Source organism: Vibrio sp. B1FIG11, from assembly GCF_905175335.1.
GTDB classification, from domain to species: Bacteria; Pseudomonadota; Gammaproteobacteria; order Enterobacterales; family Vibrionaceae; genus Vibrio; species Vibrio campbellii.
Genome location: NZ_HG992751.1, coordinates 1,047,647 through 1,067,755, shown reverse-complemented (window position 1 = coordinate 1,067,755; position 20,109 = coordinate 1,047,647). Strand labels below are relative to the sequence as shown.

Here is a 20,109-nt window from a genome sequence, read left to right as displayed (position 1 = left end):
TGTAATCCAGTTTATCATCAAACCAAGGTTTCCCTATTATGCAAAGTGACTCGCTTCAGCAAACGCTTCAATCCGTGTTCGGGTTTGACTCATTAAGACCCGGCCAACAACCGGTGATTGAAGCAGTAATGAACGGACACTCAGCCGCAGCCATCTTCCCAACTGGCTCAGGGAAATCGCTTTGCTACCAACTTCCTGCTACTCAGTTACCACATCTGACATTAGTGATTTCACCGCTTCTTGCGTTGATGAAAGACCAGCTTAGCTTTTTACAAAGCAGAGGCATTGCTGCGGCATCTATCGACAGCAGCCAAAGCCGTGAAGAAACACAGCAGGTGATGGCTGGCGTGAAGAATGGACATATCAAGATTTTGATGATCTCGGTAGAGCGACTCAAGAACGAACGTTTTCGCGAATTTATTCGTCAAATTCCGCTTTCTCTCATGGTAGTCGACGAAGCGCACTGTATCTCAGAATGGGGTCATAACTTCCGTCCTGACTACCTTAAACTGCCGCAATACCAGCGTGAACTGAATATCCCTCAAACCCTCTTGCTGACCGCAACAGCTACGCCAGCAGTTATCGAGGACATGCAAAGTAAGTTTGATATCGCTGGCGAGAACATTACGGTTACTGGTTTCTATCGCTCTAATCTCGATATCTCGGTGGTGCCTTGCGAGGAAGAAAATAAGCAAACACAGCTGAATGACATCATTGCTGCGGCCCCTAAACTGCCGAGTATCGTGTACGTAACTCAGCAGCAAACCGCGGAGCAAGTAGCCAGCTCACTGATTCGTTTAGGCATCAATGCTCACGCTTATCATGCGGGTATGAAGAGCGATATTCGAGAGAAAATCCAACAGCAGTTTATGGACTCGCAAATCGACTGTATTGTCGCCACAATCGCGTTTGGTATGGGAGTAGATAAATCCGACATTCGTCGTGTGATTCACTTCGATTTACCGAAATCTATCGAAAACTACGCACAAGAAATCGGCCGCGCTGGACGAGATGGGCAACGTTCGGAGTGTATTCTTTTGGGGAACACCTCTGGCTTAACAGTATTAGAGAACTTTGTTTACGGTGACACACCAGAGCCAAGCTCAATCAACTATGTATTAGAACAAATTCGCGAGAACACACCTCAGTGGGAAGTGATGGCGCTGCGCTTATCTCGCGACAGCAATATTCGCCAACTGCCACTGAAGACCTTATTGGTTTACTTAGAGCTGGCAAAAGTGATTGAAGCCAAATACAGCTATTTCGCGGAATATCGCTTCAAGTTCTTACAAGACCAGTCTTTCATCCTCAATCAGTTCCAAGGCGAACGACGTCAGTTTGTTGAAGCTATTTTTGCTTGTTCAACCAAAGCGAAAGTTTGGTGCCAAGTGGATTTAGAAGCCTTGTGGATGAACTATCAATCTGAGCGTAGCCGCGTGGTTGCGGCGCTTGATTACTTCCACCAAAACGGTTGGATTGAATTAGAAAGCAAGCAACTCACGGATGTGTATTCGGTTCTCCCTGCGACTCAAAATCAAGAAGTGATTTCTCAGCATTTGGTTGAGCTGTTCCAATCCAAAGAACAAAAAGACATTGAACGAATTCATACTATGTTGGATCTGTTCCAATCATCGGACTGCTTGAGCCATCAATTAGCGCATTACTTTGCTGATCACAATGCACCGACGCAATGTGGTCACTGCTCAGTATGTCGTGGACAAATCGCATCGTTCCCTCAGCCACAACAAGAGCAACCTGAGTTGACTCACCTATCCGCTTGGGTTGATGAGTTTGTTCAGCTTTCCCCAACGGCGATTAGCAATGCCGCCGTAGCTCGATTCCTATGTGGCATTAGCACGCCAATCATTGCTCAGTTAAAAGCCAGTAAACTACGAGGCTATGGCTCAATGGCGAATGTCTCTTTTGAACAGGTTCTAAAGCAGGTTGAGTTAGCACGAGCTTAGAAGAAACTCAATTGGCGTGCTTGTTGTTCAGGCTTGAGCATCACACTCAAGCCTAACAGCCTTATTTCTCGGCCGTTTTGGCGCTTAAGAATATCTCTCAACAGCACTTTGAAATCTTCAAGCTCCAGCTGAGGGTGAATGTGCTCAATCGTTGTGAGTTGAAAATCAGCAAACTTGAGCTTGATACCCTGCTTAATGATCGACTTATCCGGGCTGGCTTTCTCTAAACGTCTCTCTAGTTCAGGGAAGAGCTTATCTTCGATCACCTGCCAGCACTCATCATAAGTAGCAATGTTTTCGCTAAACGTACGCTCTACCCCAACCGATTTACGCTCGCGTTCCACCACCACTTCGCGGTCATCAATACCATGGCTGCGCTTCCACAATGAAGCGCCTTGGCGCCCAAATTGGCGCAACAACTCACGGTAATCACTGTTTTTGATATCTTCACACAGGTAGAAGCCAGCTTGGTGCAGCTTCTCCAAACTCACTTTGCCAACACCTGGGATCTTTTCCAAAGGCAATTTATCGACTACCTCTTGGACTTTATCGGGTGGAATCACAAACTGGCCATTGGGCTTGTTCATGTCTGAAGCAACTTTGGCAAGAAACTTAATTGGCGCAATACCTGCCGATGCCGTTAGTCCCAACTCCGTATGTATGTCGCGACGAATCGATTCTGCAATTAAGGTGGCAGAGCCTCGACAGGCAGTGGAGTCCGTTACATCAAGATATGCCTCATCAAGGGATAACGGCTCAATGAGCTGAGTGTATCGTTCGAAGATAGCTCGGATCTGTTGAGAAATTTGCTTGTACACGTGCATTCGCCCAGGAACGACAAGTAAGTTAGGGCAAAGCTGAAGCGCACGCGCTGTTGGCATTGCACTGCGCACACCAAACTTACGCGCTTCATAGTTGCACGTACTGATCACGCCTCGCTGCTTCTCATGACCACCTACAGCAAGCGCAACACCACGATAGCTCGGGTTATCACGCATCTCTACCGCGGCATAAAAGCAATCCATATCCACGTGAATAATTTTTCTGACTCGCTCAATCACGTTTTGCACACAAAAGCACTGTTTAAAAAAACAGTATAGCGATAAATAGACACATTGGAAATAGTGTTATCTGGAGTCAGAGATCAAGAATTTTTCATGGTATTCAAATTGCATTTCATTATTATTGATACCTATAACACTAAAGTTAATTTATACACAAAAGTAGGGAAACTTTTTGAGTAACAAAATACTGGTCGTCGAAGACAGCCGTGCCTTTAAAAACTACTTACAACAGCTGTTAAACCAAGCAGGTTATGAGGTACTCACGGCAGAAAGCTATGCTGAAGCCCAATCGATTTTAGCAACTCAACCAGAATTGCTTTGTGCCGTTCTCGACTATTGCCTGCCCGACGCACAAGATGGCGAAATCATCGACTTGGTACTTTCTCATCAGCAAAAAGTCATCGTGCTGACGGCTATGTTTCAAGATGATGCTCGCGAAAAAATGTTGGCCAAAGGTGTACTCGATTACATCTTAAAGGACAGCATGGCATCGGTATCCTACCTGCTTCCACTCCTCAAACGATTAACGAATAATCAGCACCATAAGTGTTTGGTGGTCGATGATTCAATGACGGTTCGTCGCCATGTGGTGCAACTACTAGAGCACCAATACATACAAACACTACAAGCTGAAAATGGCCAGCAAGCCATTGAGCTGATCGAGCAGAATCCAGATATCACCTTGGTGCTGACTGATCACGATATGCCAGTAAAAGACGGCATTACCATGATTCGCGAGCTACGCCAGAAACTAGATAAGAACCAACTTGCTATTCTTGGTATCTCAGGCAGTGACGATCACACAATGACTGCTCGCTTTCTTAAAGCAGGTGCGAATGACTTTCTATATAAGCCTTTCAATCAAGAGGAGTTCTTCTGCCGAGTTCATCAAATCTTAGACATGAAGGAAGCAACAACAGAACTGTTTAGAATGGCGAACCAAGATGCTCTCACGGGCCTGTGGAATCGACGTTTCTTGTTTGGGCAAGCGTGTAGCGGCTGCGAAAAGCGCAACATCGCGATGTTAGATATCGACTTTTTCAAGAAGGTCAACGATAACTACGGGCATGATGGGGGTGATGCTGCACTTGTGATGGTGGCGAATATCTTGAAGATCTATTTCCCAGACGATGTAATTGCTCGCTTTGGCGGGGAAGAGTTCTGTATTCAAGCCTGTGGCAGTTATGACGACTTCGTCATTCGATTAGAGCTGATGCGCCAACGTGTTGAAAAAACACCAGTCCCTTACCAGAACGATAGCATCCAAGTAACCATCAGTATTGGTGTATCGAGTGTTGAAGGAAACCTTGATCAACAGATTAAAGTGGCTGATGACCGTTTATATCAAGCGAAAGAAAGTGGTCGAAACCAGACTGTCTACCAATAGCGCCCTGTTTCTCGATTACAAAAAACAAAACCCAGCCGCTGGCTGGGTTTTTTCATTCTGACTATCGCTCAATTAAGCAATACGATCTTTTTCCCACGCAGCTAGCTTTTCAGCGCGCAGTGCTTCACGTGCTTCACGCTTTTTACGTGCATCACATGGTTCTGGGCAGTTACATACTTTTTCAATACCAACCGCACCAAGGCCGCCGCAGCTACCTTTTACGACCTTCTTTTGGAAGATGTAACCCACTGCCATCGCTGCAATTACCGCAACAAAGACAGCAAAAGTAATTAGAAATGTACTCATAAGGACATGCTCACTTCTGTTGTTATTTCTTCATGAACGGCTTGTATGCTTCCGAAGCCAGCTCTTTAAAACCATCATCCGTTTTCACGATCATGAAAACAGGAATGTTGTTCTCGTTCGCGATTTCCATGCCTTTGTCTTCACCTAGAACCATAAGGCCAGTTGCAAGACCATCAGCCGTCATCGACGATTTATCCAGTACCGTTACAGACACCACTTTATGATGGATTGGTTTGCCTGTTTGCGGATTGATGATGTGAGAGTATCGCACACCATTGCTCTCAAAGTAATTACGATAGTCACCACTTGTTGCAATTGCCATGTCGCCAGGCTCAATAATTTCTTGAATTGAGCGCTCATCAACAGTCGGCTTTTCAATGGCAATACGCCATGGCACACCTTCACGGTTAATGCCTTTCAAACGCATTTCACCGCCAACTTCTACCATGTAGTTGTGAATGCCTTGTGATTGTAGGTAATCCGCAACCACATCAACACCCCAACCTTTTGCGATAGTCGATAGGTCAACGTACAAGTTTGGAATGTCTTTCGACATTTTATTGCCTTCAACCGAAAGATGGTGAATACCTGTGTTTGCTTTACGAGCTGATAGCTCTTCATCTGTCGGAACCACATCTGGACGTGCTTCTGGACCAAAGCCCCAAAGGTTAACCAAAGGACCAACAGTGACGTCTAGTGCACCTAGAGTAAGACCGTTTAGACGAATCGCTTCTTTCACTACTGTTGCAGTTTGCGGTGATACCTCGAATGGCTCACTCGTTGTGTGTTGGTTAAAGCGGCTAAGCTCTGAATCTTCACGGTACGTCGACATTTGATCGTTCACTTCTTCAAGCAAGCGATCGATTTCTGTTTGCAAAACTTCAGGCGATGGCAGGCCGTCTTGCTCGATGTATTTAATGTTGTATGTGGTGCCCATTGTTGGGCCACTTAAATGAACTTGATCTGCTGGTTGTTCACAACCAGCTAGAACCAATAGAGAAGCGAATGCAACAAGCCACTTTTTCACTTGTTTACTCCTATTGTCGTTAAATTGATATGGAAAATGGGTCTCTCAAGACAAACCGATTTCCTATAGCAACTGTTGAATATGGTTTTTATTTCTACAAAAAAATAATGGCTAGCTCTTAGAGAGCTAGCCATAGATTCAATCACTTAGGGGAATTAACCACCAAAGTCATCTAGAAGGATGTTTTCATCCTCTACACCTAGATCTTTCAGCATGCCGATTACAGCAGCGTTCATCATAGGTGGACCACACATGTAGTATTCACAGTCTTCTGGCGCTTCGTGATCACGTAGGTAGTTCTCGTAAAGAACGTTGTGAATGAAGCCAGTGTAACCATCCCAGTTATCTTCTGGAAGTGGATCAGACAGTGCACAGTGCCATACGAAGTTATCGTTCTCAGCCGCTAAGCCGTCGAAGTCTTCTACGTAGAACATTTCACGCTTAGAACGTGCACCGTACCAGAATGACATCTTACGCTTAGAGTGCAGACGTTTCAGCTGGTCGAAGATATGAGAACGCATTGGAGCCATACCTGCACCACCACCAACGAATACCATCTCAGCGTCAGTATCTTTCGCGAAGAACTCACCGAATGGACCAGAGATCGTACACTTGTCGCCTTCTTTTAGAGACCAGATGAACGATGACATGATACCAGGTGCAACGTCTGGGTTGTTTGGCGGCGGAGTTGCGATACGAACGTTAAGCATGATGATACCGTGCTCTTCTGGGTAGTTAGCCATAGAGTATGCACGAATTGTCTCTTCATTAACTTTAGACTCGTAGCGGAATAGGTTGAACTTCTCCCAATCCTCACGGTATTCCTCAGGAATATCGTAATCCGCGTATTTAACGTGGTGAGCTGGCGCTTCAATCTGGATGTAACCACCAGCACGGAAAGGTACTGATTCGCCATCTGGGATTTGTAGCTTAAGCTCTTTGATGAATGTCGCTTTGTTATCGTTAGAGATAACTGTACATTCCCACTTCTTAACGCCGAAGATTTCTTCAGGAAGTTCGATGTCCATGTCAGTTTTCATTGCAACCTGACACGCTAGACGCTCACCTTCACGCGCTTCACCTTTAGTAATGTGGTCAAGCTCGGTAGGTAGGATGTCACCACCACCTGATTTAACTTTTACGCGGCACTGACCACAAGAGCCACCGCCACCACAAGCAGAAGATACGAATACGCCAGCGCCCGCTAGCGCAGATAGTAGCTTACCACCTGGTTGTGTAACGATCGCCAGTGATGGGTCATCGTTCACAGAAATTGTAATGTCACCTGTTGGTACAAGCTTAGACTTAGCGAAAAGAATCACTAGTACTAGCGCAAGTACGATCAGAGTAAACATCACTACACCAAGAATAATGTCCATTGACTATTCCTTAATTGTTGCGGTTTACCCGACTTACAGTTGAACACCAGAGAAAGACATAAAGCCTAACGCCATTAGACCTACAGTGATGAACGTGATACCTAGACCACGTAGACCAGGAGGTACATCTGAGTACTTCATCTTCTCACGGATACCTGCAAGAGCGACTATCGCTAGCATCCAGCCCACACCAGAACCGAAACCGTAAACGATAGATTCAGCAAAGTTGTAGTCACGTTGTACCATGAAAGATACACCACCGAAGATCGCACAGTTTACTGTGATCAGCGGTAGGAAGATGCCAAGCGCGTTGTACAAAGGTGGGAAGAAACGGTCAAGAACCATCTCTAGAATCTGTACAAGTGCAGCGATTACACCGATAAAGGTGATGAAGTTTAGGAAGCTAAGGTCTACGCCCTCAACTAACGCGTTCTCTTTCAGAACTAGGTTGTAAACTAGGTTGTTCACAGGAACCGCGATAGTTAGTACTACCACAACTGCAACACCTAGACCGAAAGAGGTCTTAACTTTCTTAGATACGGCAAGGAAAGTACACATACCTAGGAAGAAAGACAGTGCCATGTTTTCGATGAAAATCGATTTAACTAGCAGACTGATGTAATGTTCCATGACGCCCTTACTCCTTCGCTTCTACTTGTTCTGGCTTCAGAATACGGATTACCCAGATCAGGAAGCCGATTAGGAAGAATGCAGATGGTGCTAGTAGCATTAGACCGTTTGGCTGGTACCAACCACCGTTGCTCACTAGTGGTAGAACTTCCATACCGAATAGCTTGCCTGAACCAAATAGTTCACGGAAGAAGCCTACAGTGATAAGAACGAAGCCGTAACCTAGACCGTTACCGATACCGTCGATTAGCGATGGTACTGGTGCAGATTTCATTGCGAATGCTTCAGCACGACCCATTACGATACAGTTCGTGATGATAAGGCCTACGAATACAGATAGCTGTTTAGAGATATCGTATAGGTAAGCTTTAAGCACTTGGTCTACCACGATTACTAGCGATGCGATGATTGCCATCTGAACGATGATACGCACACTGTTAGGAATGTGGTTACGGATCAGAGAAACAGAGAAGTTAGACAGTGCAGTTACGAAAGTTACCGCTAGTGTCATTACAAATGCTGTTTCTAGTTTAGTTGTTACTGCAAGAGCAGAACATACACCAAGAACCTGCAGCGCGATCGGGTTGTTGTCCAACACCGGCGCCATAATGCTCTTTTTAATGTTTTGTGCGCTAGACATTAGTTCAGACCTCCGTCACGAACTTTTGCTAGGAAAGGACCAAAGCCCATGTCACCTAACCAGAAGTCAAATGTACCTTGAACACCGTTACCAGTTAGTGTCGCACCAGATAGGCCATCAACGCCGTGTTCAGAACCTTCTGGAGCACCACCTTTAACAATCTTGATTGCTGGTTTGTGGTTCTCGTCGAATAGTTTCTTACCAACGAATTGAGCACGCCATGCTGGGTTTTCTACTTCACCACCAAGTCCAGGAGTTTCACCTTGCTCGTAGTAAGTAATACCAGACACAGTGTTACCGTCAGTTTCAACCGCAACGAATGCGTACATCATTGACCATAGGCCGTTACCGTGAACTGGGATGATAACTTTAGAAATGTCATCACCATTTTTCACTAGGTAAACAATACCTGTGTTAGCACGACGTAGGATCTTAGCTTTGTCTTCATCAGCCGTTAGCTTGATAGACTCTGCTGGATCTTTCGCTGCTTTACGTTGGTCGTAGTTAGCTGCTGTAGAGCCGTCTTCTGCCTTCTCTACAAAATCACCAGTTTTGAAGTCAACTAGACGAGGTTCGATGTACTCAGCAAAAAGCTCAGGAACTTTCTTACCTTCAGCGTCGATACCCGCAACTTCTACAATCTTTGATTGCTTATCTAGTACAGCGTTAGCTTTTTGCTGGTCACGCAGACCTACTGCTGCTGTTGATACGATGATTGAACAAACAAGGCTCAACCCGACAACAACACCCAGCGTCTTTTTAATGCTGTCGTTATTACTTGCCATAGCGTGCTAGTCTCCGCTTGATGTTCTTCTCGATAACTACATGGTCGAACAGAGGTGCGAATAGGTTCGCGAATAGAATAGCCAGCATCATACCTTCTGGGTAAGCTGGGTTAACTACACGGATCATCACACACATTGCACCGATTAGGATGCCGTACCACCATTTACCGCCATTGGTAAATGAAGCTGATACTGGGTCTGTTGCCATGAAGAACATACCGAATGCAAAACCACCTAGTACTAGGTGCCAGTGCCATGGCATGTTGAACATTGGGTTGGTGTCAGAACCGATCACATTGAATAGTGTCGATACTGCAATCATACCGATCATTACACCTGCGATGATGCGCCATGAAGCGATTCGCATGTAAACGATCATCGCTGCACCGATCATTAGAGCAAGCGTTGATACTTCACCAATTGAGCCAGGGATGTTACCGATGAATGCATCCATCCAAGTGATAGGAGCGCCAGTGATGTTGTTGATCAACGCGCCGCTACCGCCGTGAGCCCATTGGCTAAGAGCAGTTGCACCAGAGAAGCCGTCAGCCGCAGTCCATACTACGTCACCCGAGATTTGCGCTGGGTAAGCGAAGAATAGGAAAGCACGACCTGCAAGAGCAGGGTTCAGGAAGTTACGACCTGTACCACCGAAGATCTCTTTAGCTACAACAACACCAAATGTGATACCTAGTGCCGCTTGCCATAGAGGTAGCGTTGGTGGAACGATAAGTGCGAATAGAATAGAAGTTACAAAGAAACCTTCGTTAACTTCGTGCTTACGCACCATACAGAAAAGTACTTCCCAGAAACCACCAACAATAAATACTGTTGCGTAGATTGGTAGGAAGTAAGTCGCACCCAGTAGCATCTTACTGCCAACGCCCGCTTCTGCACCGATGGTGCCGCCAAGCATTTCTGTTAGCCAGTAGTGCCAGTTACCTGCGATAACTGTCGCTAGTTGATCACCAGCGTACATGTGGTTAAGTGCTGCAATAGCTTGGCCACCCGCGTTGTACATACCCCAGAACATTGCTGGGAATACTGCGAACCAAACCATGATCATGATACGTTTTAGGTCAACGCTATCACGAACGTGCGAGCTACGTTTTGTTACTAGACCTGGCGTGTAGAATAGTGTTGCTGCTGCTTCGTACAGTGCAAACCACTTTTCGTGCTTACCGCCTGGTTCAAAATGATGCTCGATATCCTCAATGAATTTCTTAAGCATGGATTACCCTTCCTTCACGATGGTATCTAGGCATTCACGAAGTAGCTGACCGTACTCGTATTTACCAGGACATACAAAGGTACACAATGCTAGATCTTCTTCATCCAGTTCAAGCGCACCCAGTGTTTGAGCACTGTCTGTATCGCCTGCACATAGATCACGAAGTAGCAAAGTCGGTTCCATATCAAGCGGCATTACGCGCTCGTAGTTGCCGATTGGAACCATTGCACGGTCACTACCGTTAGTCGTTGTTGTCATGTTGAACAACTGACCTTTGAAGATGTGACCAAGGAAAGATTTCGTGATTGAGAACTTGTTTTTACCAGGTGTAGCCCAGCCAAACAGTTCTTTGTCACGACCTTCGCGTAACACAGAAACTTGTTGGTGGTAACGACCTAGGTAGGCATGTGGACCAGACGCTTGAGTACCAGAAAGTACCGAGCCTGAAATCACACGAACTTCACCAGGCATCAACTCGCTGTCAGTTAGGTCTTCAAGAGAAGCACCTACAACTGTACGAAGAAGACGTGGGTTGTTCACAACAGGACCAGCTAGAGACACAACACGATCAGTGTAAAGCTCACCCGTTAGGAAAAGCTGACCGAACGCGATAACGTCTTGGTAGTTGATGCTCCATGCCACATTTTCTGCATTCACTGGGTATAGGAAATGCATGTGGGTGCCAGCAAGACCTGCTGGGTGAGGGCCATCGAAGACGTGTTCTTCTACGTTTGACTGAGAAGAGCGTGGCAAGCTAGTGCCAGACTTACATACGTAAACCTTGCCTTCTGTCAGGGCTGAAAGAATGTCTAGACCTGCAACGAATGCTTCTTGTTGTTCATTGATGATCAACTCAGGCTGTGCTGCTAGTGGATTAGTATCCATCGCAGTTACGAAAATAGCCTTAGTAGCAGACTCGATTGCTGGAACCTTGCTGAACGGACGAGTACGTAAAGCGGTCCAAAGGCCAGATTCAACCAATTGAGTCTTGATCACTTCGCGATCTAGACCTGCTAGTTGAGCTGCTTCGAACTTATCAAACGTAACCTGCTCTTCGCCTGCCACTTCAATCACTACTGATTGAAGTACACGCTTAGCGCCACGGTTAATTTCGATCACTTTACCGGCTGCTGGAGCAGTGAACTTCACGCCAGGGTTCTTTTTGTCTTCAAAAAGAACTTGCGCTTTTTTCACTTCATCGCCAACGCGGACATGCATGGTAGGACGCATGCCAACGTACTCTTCGCCAAGCAAGGCGACTTTTTTGATGGTCTTACCATCATTAATCACCTGGGATGGAGCTCCTGCGATAGGAAGATCCAAGCCCTTCTTTATTGTAATCATACGCACTTGCACTACTTTTATCGGGAAAAAGATTCTTTTGATTGCGTAACTTTTAGACACGACATCAGTGTCCGGTTTTGATGCTGTTTAAAACATCAAAATCGCAACATCCTATTAATTATCTCGTCACAAATATTAGGCGAGATTTATCAGGTGCCGTAGTCTAGCATTTTTTGGGAACTTGATGCCATGACCAATCTTAGGAAAGGAGGGTTTATTTCGGAAGAACGAGCTCTAAAAGGTTAAAGAATAGTCATAAGTTTGACCGAACGCACAAATGCCAAATCCCATATATTCGTTATGGAAATAAAACATTCATGCTTTGAAACATGCATTAATTTTCATTCATTTGTTGAAACACTGTTAACACATTTTTTAACCTTTATTTGTGCCACATTGTTGTCCCGAAAAGATGTAAAACAAAAAAAGATGGCCGAAGCCATCTTTTTAAATCAGTGTTTTAATCGCTTTCTAGCGACCACCACCCATACACATAGGGCTATCTGGAGCACCATCTTGTTCTTGTTTCCACTCTTCATTGGTATAAGTGTGAATCGCCAAGGCATGGATGTGATTATCAAGCTCGTCGGCCAGTACAGTGTGTACCTGACGGTGACGTCCAATGAGGCGCTGACCAGCAAATGCATCACTGACCACAATCACTTTGAAGTGGCTCTCAGAACCCGGCGGAACATTGTGCATATAGCTCTCATTGATCACTTTCAAATAGTTAGGTTGCAGCTCACTATGCAGTTTCTTTTCTATGATTTCTTGGATCATATTCAGTCCTCATTAATACTAATCAGGTAAGTATATACTCTAGTTCAGCAAATGAAATCAACGAAACGTCCCTGCTCCGTCTTTCACAATCCACATAGTTCGCTAAAAGCCTGTGAAAATCAGTAAATTTGACAGCTTTTTGTATCTTGAGCCTTCATCATTTGCGACAATAATCACTAATTTCCAAATCGACTTACGTTTAGTTATGAAAACCGAATTAGACCTTCACGATCGTAGCCTCACGCTGCATCGTTTCCCAAAGCGATCCAACGAAACTCTTCAAGCATGGGATGCGGGTGACGAGTACCTTATCAATCACGTAGAAGAAATGGCGTTGCCAGATAATCAAAATATCGTAGTTATTAATGATAACTTCGGTGCGTTGGCATGCTGGTTTTCAGACAAGCACAATGTGACGTTGATAAGTGACTCTTTCATCTCACACAAGGGTGCGCAACAAAACCTTGCAGACAACCAATGCAATCAAGTGTCTTTTCTCTCTACGATAGATGACATTCCAGAGAATACAGACTTAGTTTTGATGCAACTGCCAAAAAGTAACCGCCATCTAGTTTGGTTACTCAGTCAACTGCGTAAAACGTTGCCAGCATCCTGCCCTATTGTTGCGGTCAACAAAGCGAAAGAGATCCATACGTCGACACTCAAACTGTTTGAGAAGTACTTAGGCGAGACTAAAACCTCTCTAGCGTGGAAAAAGCATCGTTTAGTATTCTCAACTGCCAATGCTCAACCAGTCATAGATGTCGACCCAATGACGATTTGGGGCATTGAAGGTGAGAGTATTCAACTGAAAAACCTGCCAAATGTATACTCAGGCGAAAGCTTGGATCTCGGCGCACGTTTTATGCTGCAACACCTTCCTCAAGATCCAACGTTGAAACACGTCATCGACCTTGGCTGTGGTAATGGTGTGCTGTCAGTAAAAATGGGGCAATTAAATCCTCAAGCTCGTTTAACCAGCGTGGATGAAAGCTTTATGGCTATCGAGTCAGCAAAACAAAACTTGATCGATAACCTAGGCGACGCCCGCGATATTCAATGCATTGCGAACAACTGCTTAGATGGTTTCACCCCAGACTGTGCAGACATGGTGATGTGCAACCCACCGTTCCACCAGCAGCAAGCGATAACTGACCACATTGCGTGGCAAATGTTCTGCGATGCGAAACAAATACTGAACCAAGGCGGTAAGTTATTGGTCATAGGTAACCGTCACCTTGGTTACGATGCGAAGCTGAAACGTCTGTTTGGCGACAAAAATGTGAAATTAGTCGCTTCTAACAATAAGTTCGTGATTTTACAGGCAACGAAAAATCCTGCTAAATTAGGCGCCAAGCAATAAAGTCCTGACTTTAGCAATATGTTTAAAAGGAATAATAAGATGAAAAAACTGGTACTCGCGGCTTCGGTTGCCTTGCTTGCTGCATGTTCGGCGCCACAACAACCTCAACTGAACCTGATGCCTGAGACGACGCTAAGCACGAACCCGATCGTACAAGGCAAGAGCTACAGTCTAACCAGTAAAGACGTACGTGCGGCTCAGTATGTTGCTCTTGTCGATAACGGTCGTTCAAATATTTTGCCTCTTCATGCGAAACAAAACCTACGTATTTCTCTTGAAGAAGCATTAGAGAAGCAATTCTCTTCTCAAGGTTTCCATTCAGATCTGAACAGCGACAACTCGATTGAGCTTGAAGTGCAAGAAGCGTTGGTAAACGTGAAGCACTCTGTAATGGAAAACGAGATGGATGCGAAAGTCGTTCTAGAAATTACCGCAGAAACTCCGCAGGGCAAGCTTGTTAAGACCTATACTGGTACTGCTAAACGTTCAGGCACACTAAGCGCTTCAGACTCTGACATTGAACAAACATTGAATGATGTCGTAGCTCTAACTCTAAAAGAGATCGCGAATGACCCTGAACTTCGCCAATACATGCAGGAGCGATTCTAATGCTACGTAAAGCTATTCTTTCTCTCGCACTTCTGAGCTGCAGCGTTTTTGCTGGTCCTAAAGTGGCGTTTGAAACTACGTTAGGTAACTTCACCGTAGAGTTAAATGAAGAAAAAGCACCCGTTACGGTCGCGAACTTCCTTAAATATGTGGAAGATGGTAGCTACGAAGGTACGATTTTTCATCGCGTGATTCCTGGCTTTATGGCGCAAGGTGGTGGCTTTAACCAAGACATGCAAATGGTTAAGACCTACGCACCAATCAAAAACGAAGGGAATAACGGTTTGAACAATGACCGTGCCACTATTGCAATGGCGCGCACCAATGCTCCTGATTCGGCAACACGTCAGTTCTTCGTAAACTTGGTCGACAATGACTTCTTAAACTTCGGTTCTCGCCCACCGGGTTATGCAGTATTTGGTGAAGTCACCGAAGGCTTCGATGTCATTCAAAAAATGGCGGCTCAGCCAACCAAATCCATCGGTCGCATGCGCGATGTCCCAGAGACACAAATCGTCATCACCAAAGCAACACTACTCAAGTAGCCAAAATCATAAGCCCTTTGAATATTCGAAGGGCTTTCTCTTTTAGTGGCTCTATTTTAACGGATTGATTTATGTCTTCATTACCTTCCATCACTTGGTTGGAAACGGTAAAAAGTTACCTCGATAAACGCTTACTTTGGGTTTTCATGCTTGGCTGCTCAAGTGGCTTCCCCTGGGTGCTTATTGGTTCAAACATGTCAGGCTGGCTAAAAGATGCTGGTTTGACGTTATCGGCAATCGGCTATTTTGGTAGCGTATTTGCTGTTTATGCGATCAACTTTTTATGGGCGCCATTGGTCGATCGCGTCAAGCTGCCTGTGTTGCACCGCTTACTTGGACAACGTCGTAGCTGGATTTTCCTATGCCAGAGTATCGTGCTTGTTGCTACTCTGTTTATTGCCGGTGTGAACCCCGCTGAAAACCTGATTTTCACATCACTTCTCGCATTGTGTATTGCCACAGCCTCAGCGACACAGGATATTGCGATTGATGCGTTCCGTATTGATACCTTTCCTAAGACGGAAGAATCGAAACTTCCGCAAGCTTCTGCTATGGCGGTGATTGGTTGGTGGACGGGTTATTCACTCCCAGGCTATTTAGCGTTCATTAATGCCGATGGCATAGGCTGGAATGGTGTCTATTACGGCATGGCTTTTATCGTTGTGCTCTTGATGATTTTCACTCTTTTAGTGGGTGAACCAAAAACACAACGTGAACAACTGCAGTTGGAAGCAGAGCAACGTCATAAAGAAGTCGTGGGCTCCAAACTGGTGGCTTGGTTTACCGTTACCGTTGTGGAACCTTTCTTGGACTTCTTCAATCGTAATGGCGTTCGTGTTGCCATCACGCTTTTGTTATTTGTTTTCCTATTCAAAATTGGCGAGGCGTTCTTGGGACGCATGTCGATTGCCTTCTATAAGGAGATAGGTTTTAGCAATGAACAAATTGGCTACTACTCGAAACTGATTGGCTGGGGCGCAACCATGCTGTTCACCTTTGTTGGCAGCATGTTTAACGTTAAGTTTGGTATTGTGCGCGGCCTGATGATTGGTGGTATCGCTATGGCAGCGAGCAACTTGATGTTTGCTTGGATTGCGAAAGTCGGCCCGAATGAGCATCTGTTCTTAGCGACGATCATTGTCGATAACTTCACAACCGCTTTCTCGACCGTCGCTTTTGTTTCGTTCTTGACAATCCTGACTGGACAAGCATTCTCTGCAACTCAGTACGCTTTGTTAGCCTCGCTGGGCAACTTTGGACGGACTACCCTAGCTTCGTTCAGTGGCGAATTAGTTGATTATCTGAATGACTGGACGACTTTCTTTGTGATTACTGCGGTAATGGTTGTTCCGAGTTTGATCATGCTTTATTCATTGCGACATTACTTCACTGAGTTGCTAGAAAAAGCGAGACAGAGAAACTAAGAAAAGAAATGAAAAACAAAAACCACCGAAATTCGGTGGTTTTTTTGTTTCAGATCCTGGATGCTCGTTAAGGGTACATACCTTTACCAAACATATTGAAGATTCTCGCCACACCTTGAGTAAACATCATCGGCTCGGTGAGTACCGTTAAACATAAACAATCTTCACCAGGCTTGGTGAATGGGCTGTGCTTGACAGAGGAATCCCTCACCAATAAGTCTCCAGCTTCATAATGACCGTCTTCATCACTAAAACCGCCATGCAGAACAAGTGTCGACTCTGACCCTTTGTGTGTATGCTGAGGTATGCGCACGTCTTCGCTGATGTACATCAGATTTACTCGCGCATCTTCCCCTAGTTCGATTTGTGCACTGAAAACCTTACCACCGTAGCTCTTCCATTCTCCGACAAGATCAGAGAAGCGACTTAACGTTTTAGGTAATTTAAAATCTTTACCCGCAACGGCGACACTGACAACGTCATTGATAATGACAGTATCTGGCTTCGTTTCTGCAGTGACGATGTCGTTAAGCATAGTGTCAAATTCAGCGTTGTAATCCCAAGATACGTCACTAACTTCGAACGTTGCTTGCTCGGCTTCCATTTCATTTACATACGCTCGGCATTTCGGACAAGTCTCTAAGTGCGTGGCAACCACCAGACCAGAAACTGCATCAATATTGCCCGAGGCGTATGCCTCTAACAAGTTGTTGTCTGGGTGTTTGTTCATAATTGCTCCGTATGCATTGAATGCCTTAGTTTTTCTACCGCTAGCCTTAAACGGGATTTCACGGTTCCCAGAGGTATGTCAAACAGTTCAGCGACTTGCTGATGTGGTAGCTCTTCCAAGTACACTGCCTGTAACACATCCCTTTGGTTTTTCGGCAGTATGTCTAAGAATTTGACAACCTGTTCTTTGAGCATGTCTTGCTCTGGTGAATAATGGTCGACCAAATCAGGCGGATAGTAATCTGATGGCCAAATGTCATCAGAATGAATATGTAGGTCTTTACCTTTCTGCTTTCTCAAAAGGTCGAAACAAAGGTTACGAATTATCGTGTATATCCATGTCGACAAGGCGCTTTTCGTTCCATCGTAAAGGTGCGCTTTTTGCCACACTGTTGCCATGGTTTCCTGCACCATTTCCATTGCCACTTGCTCGTTGCCGACATGTTTGTAGGCGAACTGTTTAAGCTTCGGTGCATAAAAACGAAATACAAAAGCAAAAGCGTCTTTGTCTCTCGCTTTCACCTTGTTCATATACTCGTTCCATTCGCTTCGCCCTAATTTTTGCGGGCTTTCACTCATCATAATCAGCCTTAATCATTGGGAGGAGTTGCCTCCTCCCCCTTAATCCTAATCGGTGATGTCATCAACAATAAGGTTGAAACCACCGTTGTTACCGTCGTCAATGGCAACCACTTGGTACACAACGCCATTCATTACAGTTACAGGCGCAGAATCAATCGCTACTGTAGATGGGTCTCCTGCCACGGTAACTGTCACGAAATAAGAACCTTCCGCAACGTAAACGCCTTGCACACTATCTTTATACGCAAAGTCCGCTATCGCTGGATCACTTCCATCAATGCCCGCGCTCGTTGTTAGGTAAATATCAACCATTTCTGCGACCGGATTAGCAGCCGCGTGCGTCACGTTTAATGTGGCACTGGTCGCTACCGCTCTACGCATGTCCTCTACAACGAGGGGCTCGATAGCAATTTCAGGACTCACTACACCTACTGCGTAGATACTGTAATCCATACCGCCTTTCACCTCTAAGCCGTCAACGTCGATGATCGGGTCGGTCGTAGTGCCGTCTACATATACGTCAATATCGTAAGCTTTAGGTGCAAGGTCTAAGTAGCCGCGAATTTCTTTGAATGCGAGGTCTGCCAATGGAGCAAAAGCCGCACCATCCACGTATACATCCACTAATGGTGCACCATCAACGAGGTGGCCGACACGCACCTCAGCTTGACTGCCCATATCTTCAATTATAGAAGAGCCTGAACCATCTAATACTAGTAGCTTCGCAGGAGAGGCGCTGTTTGAGTCCGCTGTGCCTATTGCTGCAATCGTAAGATTAGCGTTGGCTGGCAGAGCGATTGTACCGGAGTCAAACGCGACTGTATCACCAACCGCTAGACGAACTTGATAATCCCCAGCAGGAATATTCAACACGTCGGTCGAGGCTTTGTATGCCAAGTTCGTTAATGGTGTTGAAGAAGCTAGGTCAGCGCCTGGTGCTGTCACGTACAAATCTACAGCAGGAACACCAGATGCAGCGTGCACAACTTGGACGTCCAAGCTGTCATCATTTGCCATTGATTCGGCGCTTCGGGTAACGATTAAAGGTTCAACAGGGTTTGATGTACCAGAAGCATCGCCTACAACAAAGACGGTGTAATTGGTGTCAGATTCTAGGTCTAAAGATGTCTTGTCAACAACGGTCGCGACATCACCTCCAGGAAGCTGGACGTCCACTTGGACCGAGTTGGTTCCCTCTGGCAGCATCAAATAGCCCGAGCCGACACCATAATCAACCCCTGTTAACGTAGCTTCGTCATTAATCCAGACATTAGCTAAAGGCGCATCTGCAGAGGCGTGCACGGCTTGTAGGTTGGTAAATTTAATCGAGTCACTGTCAGAACCACACGCAGCGATCCCAAACACAGCAAGCAAAGTCACTGCGGTTTTGGTTAATCCTTTCATAATCTAGTCTCTCTTTTCGGTGGGACTTCTATCGCTTGGTTGAGAAATTCCAATGCGGGAAGGCAGTCTGTCGCACCAACCAGCTTTTCAAACAAAACACTGTCGAGAGGTAAAAGCTCTAGCCACCGTTGGGTAACCCAAGACGCATCGTCATAAAAACGATGTTGATAGAGTTTTCCCAGCTGTGGGAACTGCTCGTACACATGTGCAAGCTGCTCGCTTAGGTAGAGAAAATTTGGAGGGGTCATTGGTTCACACCAATTTTCAATCCAATCCACCTCAGCATGACGGAGACCATCAGAATCGGCCCTTACTCGTCTGACAGTGAAGCGCTTCTCACCGACAACGGTAATGCCAAGAAGTCCATCACTCAGTCTTTCAAAATCAACGATAGTGACCAAAGTACCGATAGACGACACATTCCCTACTGCTTTTGGATCGTCCCCACTGCCAACAAGACATACTCCGAAACCGACGTTTCGGACACTGCACTCCTTAACCATGCGCTGATAGCGTGGCTCAAAAATGCGCAGATTCATCTTTCCTTCTGGCAGTACAACTGAGGTTAAAGGGAATAACATGACTTCATTCATTAAATCGTCCTCTTTGATTCCCAAACTCATACGAACGCTGTATTAGAGAGATCACTAACGATTTATGTTGGTTAATCGACTGGCTTAAAAAGTCATAAAAACGATTACGCAAACGATCTGAGTCACATATTTATTGCAAATCAATGCAACAATCAAAAAGTTCCGTGAAATAAACTTATTTCGTGACGAACTTCACTAAAAACCTTCATTTTTGCATCCTTTATCACTTTCATTTGAGATTTTTATCGCTATTATTCCCGCCAATTGGAAAGCGCAGCACAGATTGCGTGTTCTGAATCATTACAAACATAGAGAGTCCCCTT

General features: G+C 45.4%; 20 protein-coding genes. 6 read left to right on the top strand and 14 right to left on the bottom strand.

Going from position 1 to position 20,109, the window contains the following annotated elements; genetic code table 11:
• Positions 1-38: 38 nt before the first annotated feature.
• On the top strand, positions 39-1,964 hold the full coding sequence (locus KHO06_RS04825) for a RecQ family ATP-dependent DNA helicase (protein WP_212582184.1): 1,926 nt from the start codon (positions 39-41) through the stop codon (positions 1,962-1,964).
• On the opposite strand, the gene dinB is transcribed toward KHO06_RS04825, so the two are convergent.
• Positions 1,961-2,989 (bottom strand): DNA polymerase IV, encoded by a 1,029-nt coding sequence (dinB, locus tag KHO06_RS04820; RefSeq protein WP_244858400.1) that lies wholly within the window; start codon positions 2,987-2,989, stop codon positions 1,961-1,963. The genes KHO06_RS04825 and dinB overlap by 4 nt on opposite strands.
• A gap of 211 nt (positions 2,990-3,200) precedes the next feature.
• On the opposite strand from dinB, the gene KHO06_RS04815 reads away from it, so the two are divergent.
• Positions 3,201-4,415 carry a diguanylate cyclase gene (locus KHO06_RS04815; RefSeq protein ID WP_212582183.1) on the top strand — a complete coding sequence of 405 codons (1,215 nt, stop codon included), beginning with the start codon at positions 3,201-3,203 and terminating at the stop codon, positions 4,413-4,415.
• A gap of 72 nt (positions 4,416-4,487) precedes the next feature.
• On the opposite strand, the gene nqrM is transcribed toward KHO06_RS04815, so the two are convergent.
• From nqrM to bolA, 9 genes are all read right to left on the bottom strand, one after another.
• Positions 4,488-4,721 (bottom strand): (Na+)-NQR maturation NqrM, encoded by a 234-nt coding sequence (nqrM, locus tag KHO06_RS04810; protein WP_005427386.1) that lies wholly within the window; start codon positions 4,719-4,721, stop codon positions 4,488-4,490.
• A 22-nt stretch (positions 4,722-4,743) separates the two neighbouring features.
• On the bottom strand, positions 4,744-5,748 hold the full coding sequence (locus tag KHO06_RS04805) for an FAD:protein FMN transferase (protein WP_005427326.1): 1,005 nt from the start codon (positions 5,746-5,748) through the stop codon (positions 4,744-4,746).
• A 155-nt stretch (positions 5,749-5,903) separates the two neighbouring features.
• Positions 5,904-7,127: an NADH:ubiquinone reductase (Na(+)-transporting) subunit F gene (gene nqrF / locus KHO06_RS04800; protein WP_005529391.1), complete on the bottom strand. Its 1,224-nt coding sequence runs from the start codon at positions 7,125-7,127 to the stop codon at positions 5,904-5,906.
• Positions 7,128-7,160: 33 nt separating this feature from the next.
• On the bottom strand, positions 7,161-7,757 hold the full coding sequence (gene nqrE / locus KHO06_RS04795; protein ID WP_005427385.1) for an NADH:ubiquinone reductase (Na(+)-transporting) subunit E: 597 nt from the start codon (positions 7,755-7,757) through the stop codon (positions 7,161-7,163).
• A 7-nt stretch (positions 7,758-7,764) separates the two neighbouring features.
• Positions 7,765-8,397 (bottom strand): NADH:ubiquinone reductase (Na(+)-transporting) subunit D, encoded by a 633-nt coding sequence (locus tag KHO06_RS04790; protein ID WP_012128720.1) that lies wholly within the window; start codon positions 8,395-8,397, stop codon positions 7,765-7,767.
• Positions 8,397-9,182 carry a Na(+)-translocating NADH-quinone reductase subunit C gene (locus KHO06_RS04785; protein WP_005427293.1) on the bottom strand — a complete coding sequence of 262 codons (786 nt, stop codon included), beginning with the start codon at positions 9,180-9,182 and terminating at the stop codon, positions 8,397-8,399. The genes KHO06_RS04790 and KHO06_RS04785 overlap by 1 nt, the downstream gene beginning before the upstream one ends.
• A complete protein-coding gene (locus KHO06_RS04780; protein WP_005427308.1) occupies positions 9,172-10,413 on the bottom strand; it encodes an NADH:ubiquinone reductase (Na(+)-transporting) subunit B in 1,242 nt (413 codons plus the stop codon). Before KHO06_RS04780 ends, KHO06_RS04785 begins: the two co-directional genes overlap by 11 nt.
• Positions 10,414-10,416: 3 nt before the next feature.
• A complete protein-coding gene (locus KHO06_RS04775) occupies positions 10,417-11,757 on the bottom strand; it encodes a Na(+)-translocating NADH-quinone reductase subunit A (protein ID WP_038891887.1) in 1,341 nt (446 codons plus the stop codon).
• A 471-nt stretch (positions 11,758-12,228) separates the two neighbouring features.
• A complete protein-coding gene (bolA, locus tag KHO06_RS04770) occupies positions 12,229-12,537 on the bottom strand; it encodes a transcriptional regulator BolA (RefSeq protein ID WP_005427328.1) in 309 nt (102 codons plus the stop codon).
• Between the two features lie 205 nt (positions 12,538-12,742).
• Here bolA and KHO06_RS04765 point away from each other — a divergent pair, with 205 nt between their 5' ends.
• From KHO06_RS04765 to KHO06_RS04750, 4 genes are all read left to right on the top strand, one after another.
• Positions 12,743-13,900, top strand: a complete 1,158-nt coding sequence (locus tag KHO06_RS04765) for a methyltransferase (RefSeq protein ID WP_212582182.1) — start codon at positions 12,743-12,745, stop codon at positions 13,898-13,900.
• Positions 13,901-13,939: 39 nt separating this feature from the next.
• Positions 13,940-14,509, top strand: a complete 570-nt coding sequence (locus KHO06_RS04760; protein ID WP_010649970.1) for a YajG family lipoprotein — start codon at positions 13,940-13,942, stop codon at positions 14,507-14,509.
• A complete protein-coding gene (locus tag KHO06_RS04755; protein WP_050912852.1) occupies positions 14,509-15,054 on the top strand; it encodes a peptidylprolyl isomerase in 546 nt (181 codons plus the stop codon). Before KHO06_RS04760 ends, KHO06_RS04755 begins: the two co-directional genes overlap by 1 nt.
• Positions 15,055-15,125: 71 nt before the next feature.
• Positions 15,126-16,478 (top strand): MFS transporter, encoded by a 1,353-nt coding sequence (locus KHO06_RS04750; protein WP_038891891.1) that lies wholly within the window; start codon positions 15,126-15,128, stop codon positions 16,476-16,478.
• A 67-nt stretch (positions 16,479-16,545) separates the two neighbouring features.
• On the opposite strand, the gene KHO06_RS04745 is transcribed toward KHO06_RS04750, so the two are convergent.
• Genes KHO06_RS04745 through KHO06_RS04730 form a run of 4 tightly spaced genes read right to left on the bottom strand, consistent with a single transcriptional unit; the run spans position 16,546 to position 19,786 of the window.
• A complete protein-coding gene (locus KHO06_RS04745) occupies positions 16,546-17,208 on the bottom strand; it encodes a ChrR family anti-sigma-E factor (protein ID WP_038891892.1) in 663 nt (220 codons plus the stop codon).
• Positions 17,205-17,789 carry an RNA polymerase sigma factor gene (locus KHO06_RS04740; RefSeq protein ID WP_005427300.1) on the bottom strand — a complete coding sequence of 195 codons (585 nt, stop codon included), beginning with the start codon at positions 17,787-17,789 and terminating at the stop codon, positions 17,205-17,207. Before KHO06_RS04740 ends, KHO06_RS04745 begins: the two co-directional genes overlap by 4 nt.
• A 45-nt stretch (positions 17,790-17,834) precedes the next feature.
• A complete protein-coding gene (locus KHO06_RS04735) occupies positions 17,835-19,193 on the bottom strand; it encodes a DUF4397 domain-containing protein (RefSeq protein ID WP_212582181.1) in 1,359 nt (452 codons plus the stop codon).
• On the bottom strand, positions 19,190-19,786 hold the full coding sequence (locus KHO06_RS04730; protein WP_005427284.1) for an LON peptidase substrate-binding domain-containing protein: 597 nt from the start codon (positions 19,784-19,786) through the stop codon (positions 19,190-19,192). Before KHO06_RS04730 ends, KHO06_RS04735 begins: the two co-directional genes overlap by 4 nt.
• Positions 19,787-20,109 lie beyond the last annotated feature (323 nt).

Bases quoted from the DNA above. Each gene is read 5' to 3' on its own strand.
- KHO06_RS04825 (WP_212582184.1), top strand. From the start codon at position 39: ATGCAAAGTGACTCGCTTCAGCAAACGCTTCAATCCGTGTTCGGGTTT.
- dinB (WP_244858400.1), bottom strand. From the start codon at position 2,989: ATGGATTGCTTTTATGCCGCGGTAGAGATGCGTGATAACCCGAGCTAT.
- nqrM (WP_005427386.1), bottom strand. From the start codon at position 4,721: ATGAGTACATTTCTAATTACTTTTGCTGTCTTTGTTGCGGTAATTGCA.
- nqrF (WP_005529391.1), bottom strand. From the start codon at position 7,127: ATGGACATTATTCTTGGTGTAGTGATGTTTACTCTGATCGTACTTGCG.
- nqrE (WP_005427385.1), bottom strand. From the start codon at position 7,757: ATGGAACATTACATCAGTCTGCTAGTTAAATCGATTTTCATCGAAAAC.
- KHO06_RS04790 (WP_012128720.1), bottom strand. From the start codon at position 8,397: ATGTCTAGCGCACAAAACATTAAAAAGAGCATTATGGCGCCGGTGTTG.
- KHO06_RS04785 (WP_005427293.1), bottom strand. From the start codon at position 9,182: ATGGCAAGTAATAACGACAGCATTAAAAAGACGCTGGGTGTTGTTGTC.
- KHO06_RS04780 (WP_005427308.1), bottom strand. From the start codon at position 10,413: ATGCTTAAGAAATTCATTGAGGATATCGAGCATCATTTTGAACCAGGC.
- KHO06_RS04775 (WP_038891887.1), bottom strand. From the start codon at position 11,757: ATGATTACAATAAAGAAGGGCTTGGATCTTCCTATCGCAGGAGCTCCA.
- bolA (WP_005427328.1), bottom strand. From the start codon at position 12,537: ATGATCCAAGAAATCATAGAAAAGAAACTGCATAGTGAGCTGCAACCT.
- KHO06_RS04765 (WP_212582182.1), top strand. From the start codon at position 12,743: ATGAAAACCGAATTAGACCTTCACGATCGTAGCCTCACGCTGCATCGT.
- KHO06_RS04760 (WP_010649970.1), top strand. From the start codon at position 13,940: ATGAAAAAACTGGTACTCGCGGCTTCGGTTGCCTTGCTTGCTGCATGT.
- KHO06_RS04755 (WP_050912852.1), top strand. From the start codon at position 14,509: ATGCTACGTAAAGCTATTCTTTCTCTCGCACTTCTGAGCTGCAGCGTT.
- KHO06_RS04750 (WP_038891891.1), top strand. From the start codon at position 15,126: ATGTCTTCATTACCTTCCATCACTTGGTTGGAAACGGTAAAAAGTTAC.
- KHO06_RS04745 (WP_038891892.1), bottom strand. From the start codon at position 17,208: ATGAACAAACACCCAGACAACAACTTGTTAGAGGCATACGCCTCGGGC.
- KHO06_RS04740 (WP_005427300.1), bottom strand. From the start codon at position 17,789: ATGATGAGTGAAAGCCCGCAAAAATTAGGGCGAAGCGAATGGAACGAG.
- KHO06_RS04735 (WP_212582181.1), bottom strand. From the start codon at position 19,193: ATGAAAGGATTAACCAAAACCGCAGTGACTTTGCTTGCTGTGTTTGGG.
- KHO06_RS04730 (WP_005427284.1), bottom strand. From the start codon at position 19,786: ATGAATGAAGTCATGTTATTCCCTTTAACCTCAGTTGTACTGCCAGAA.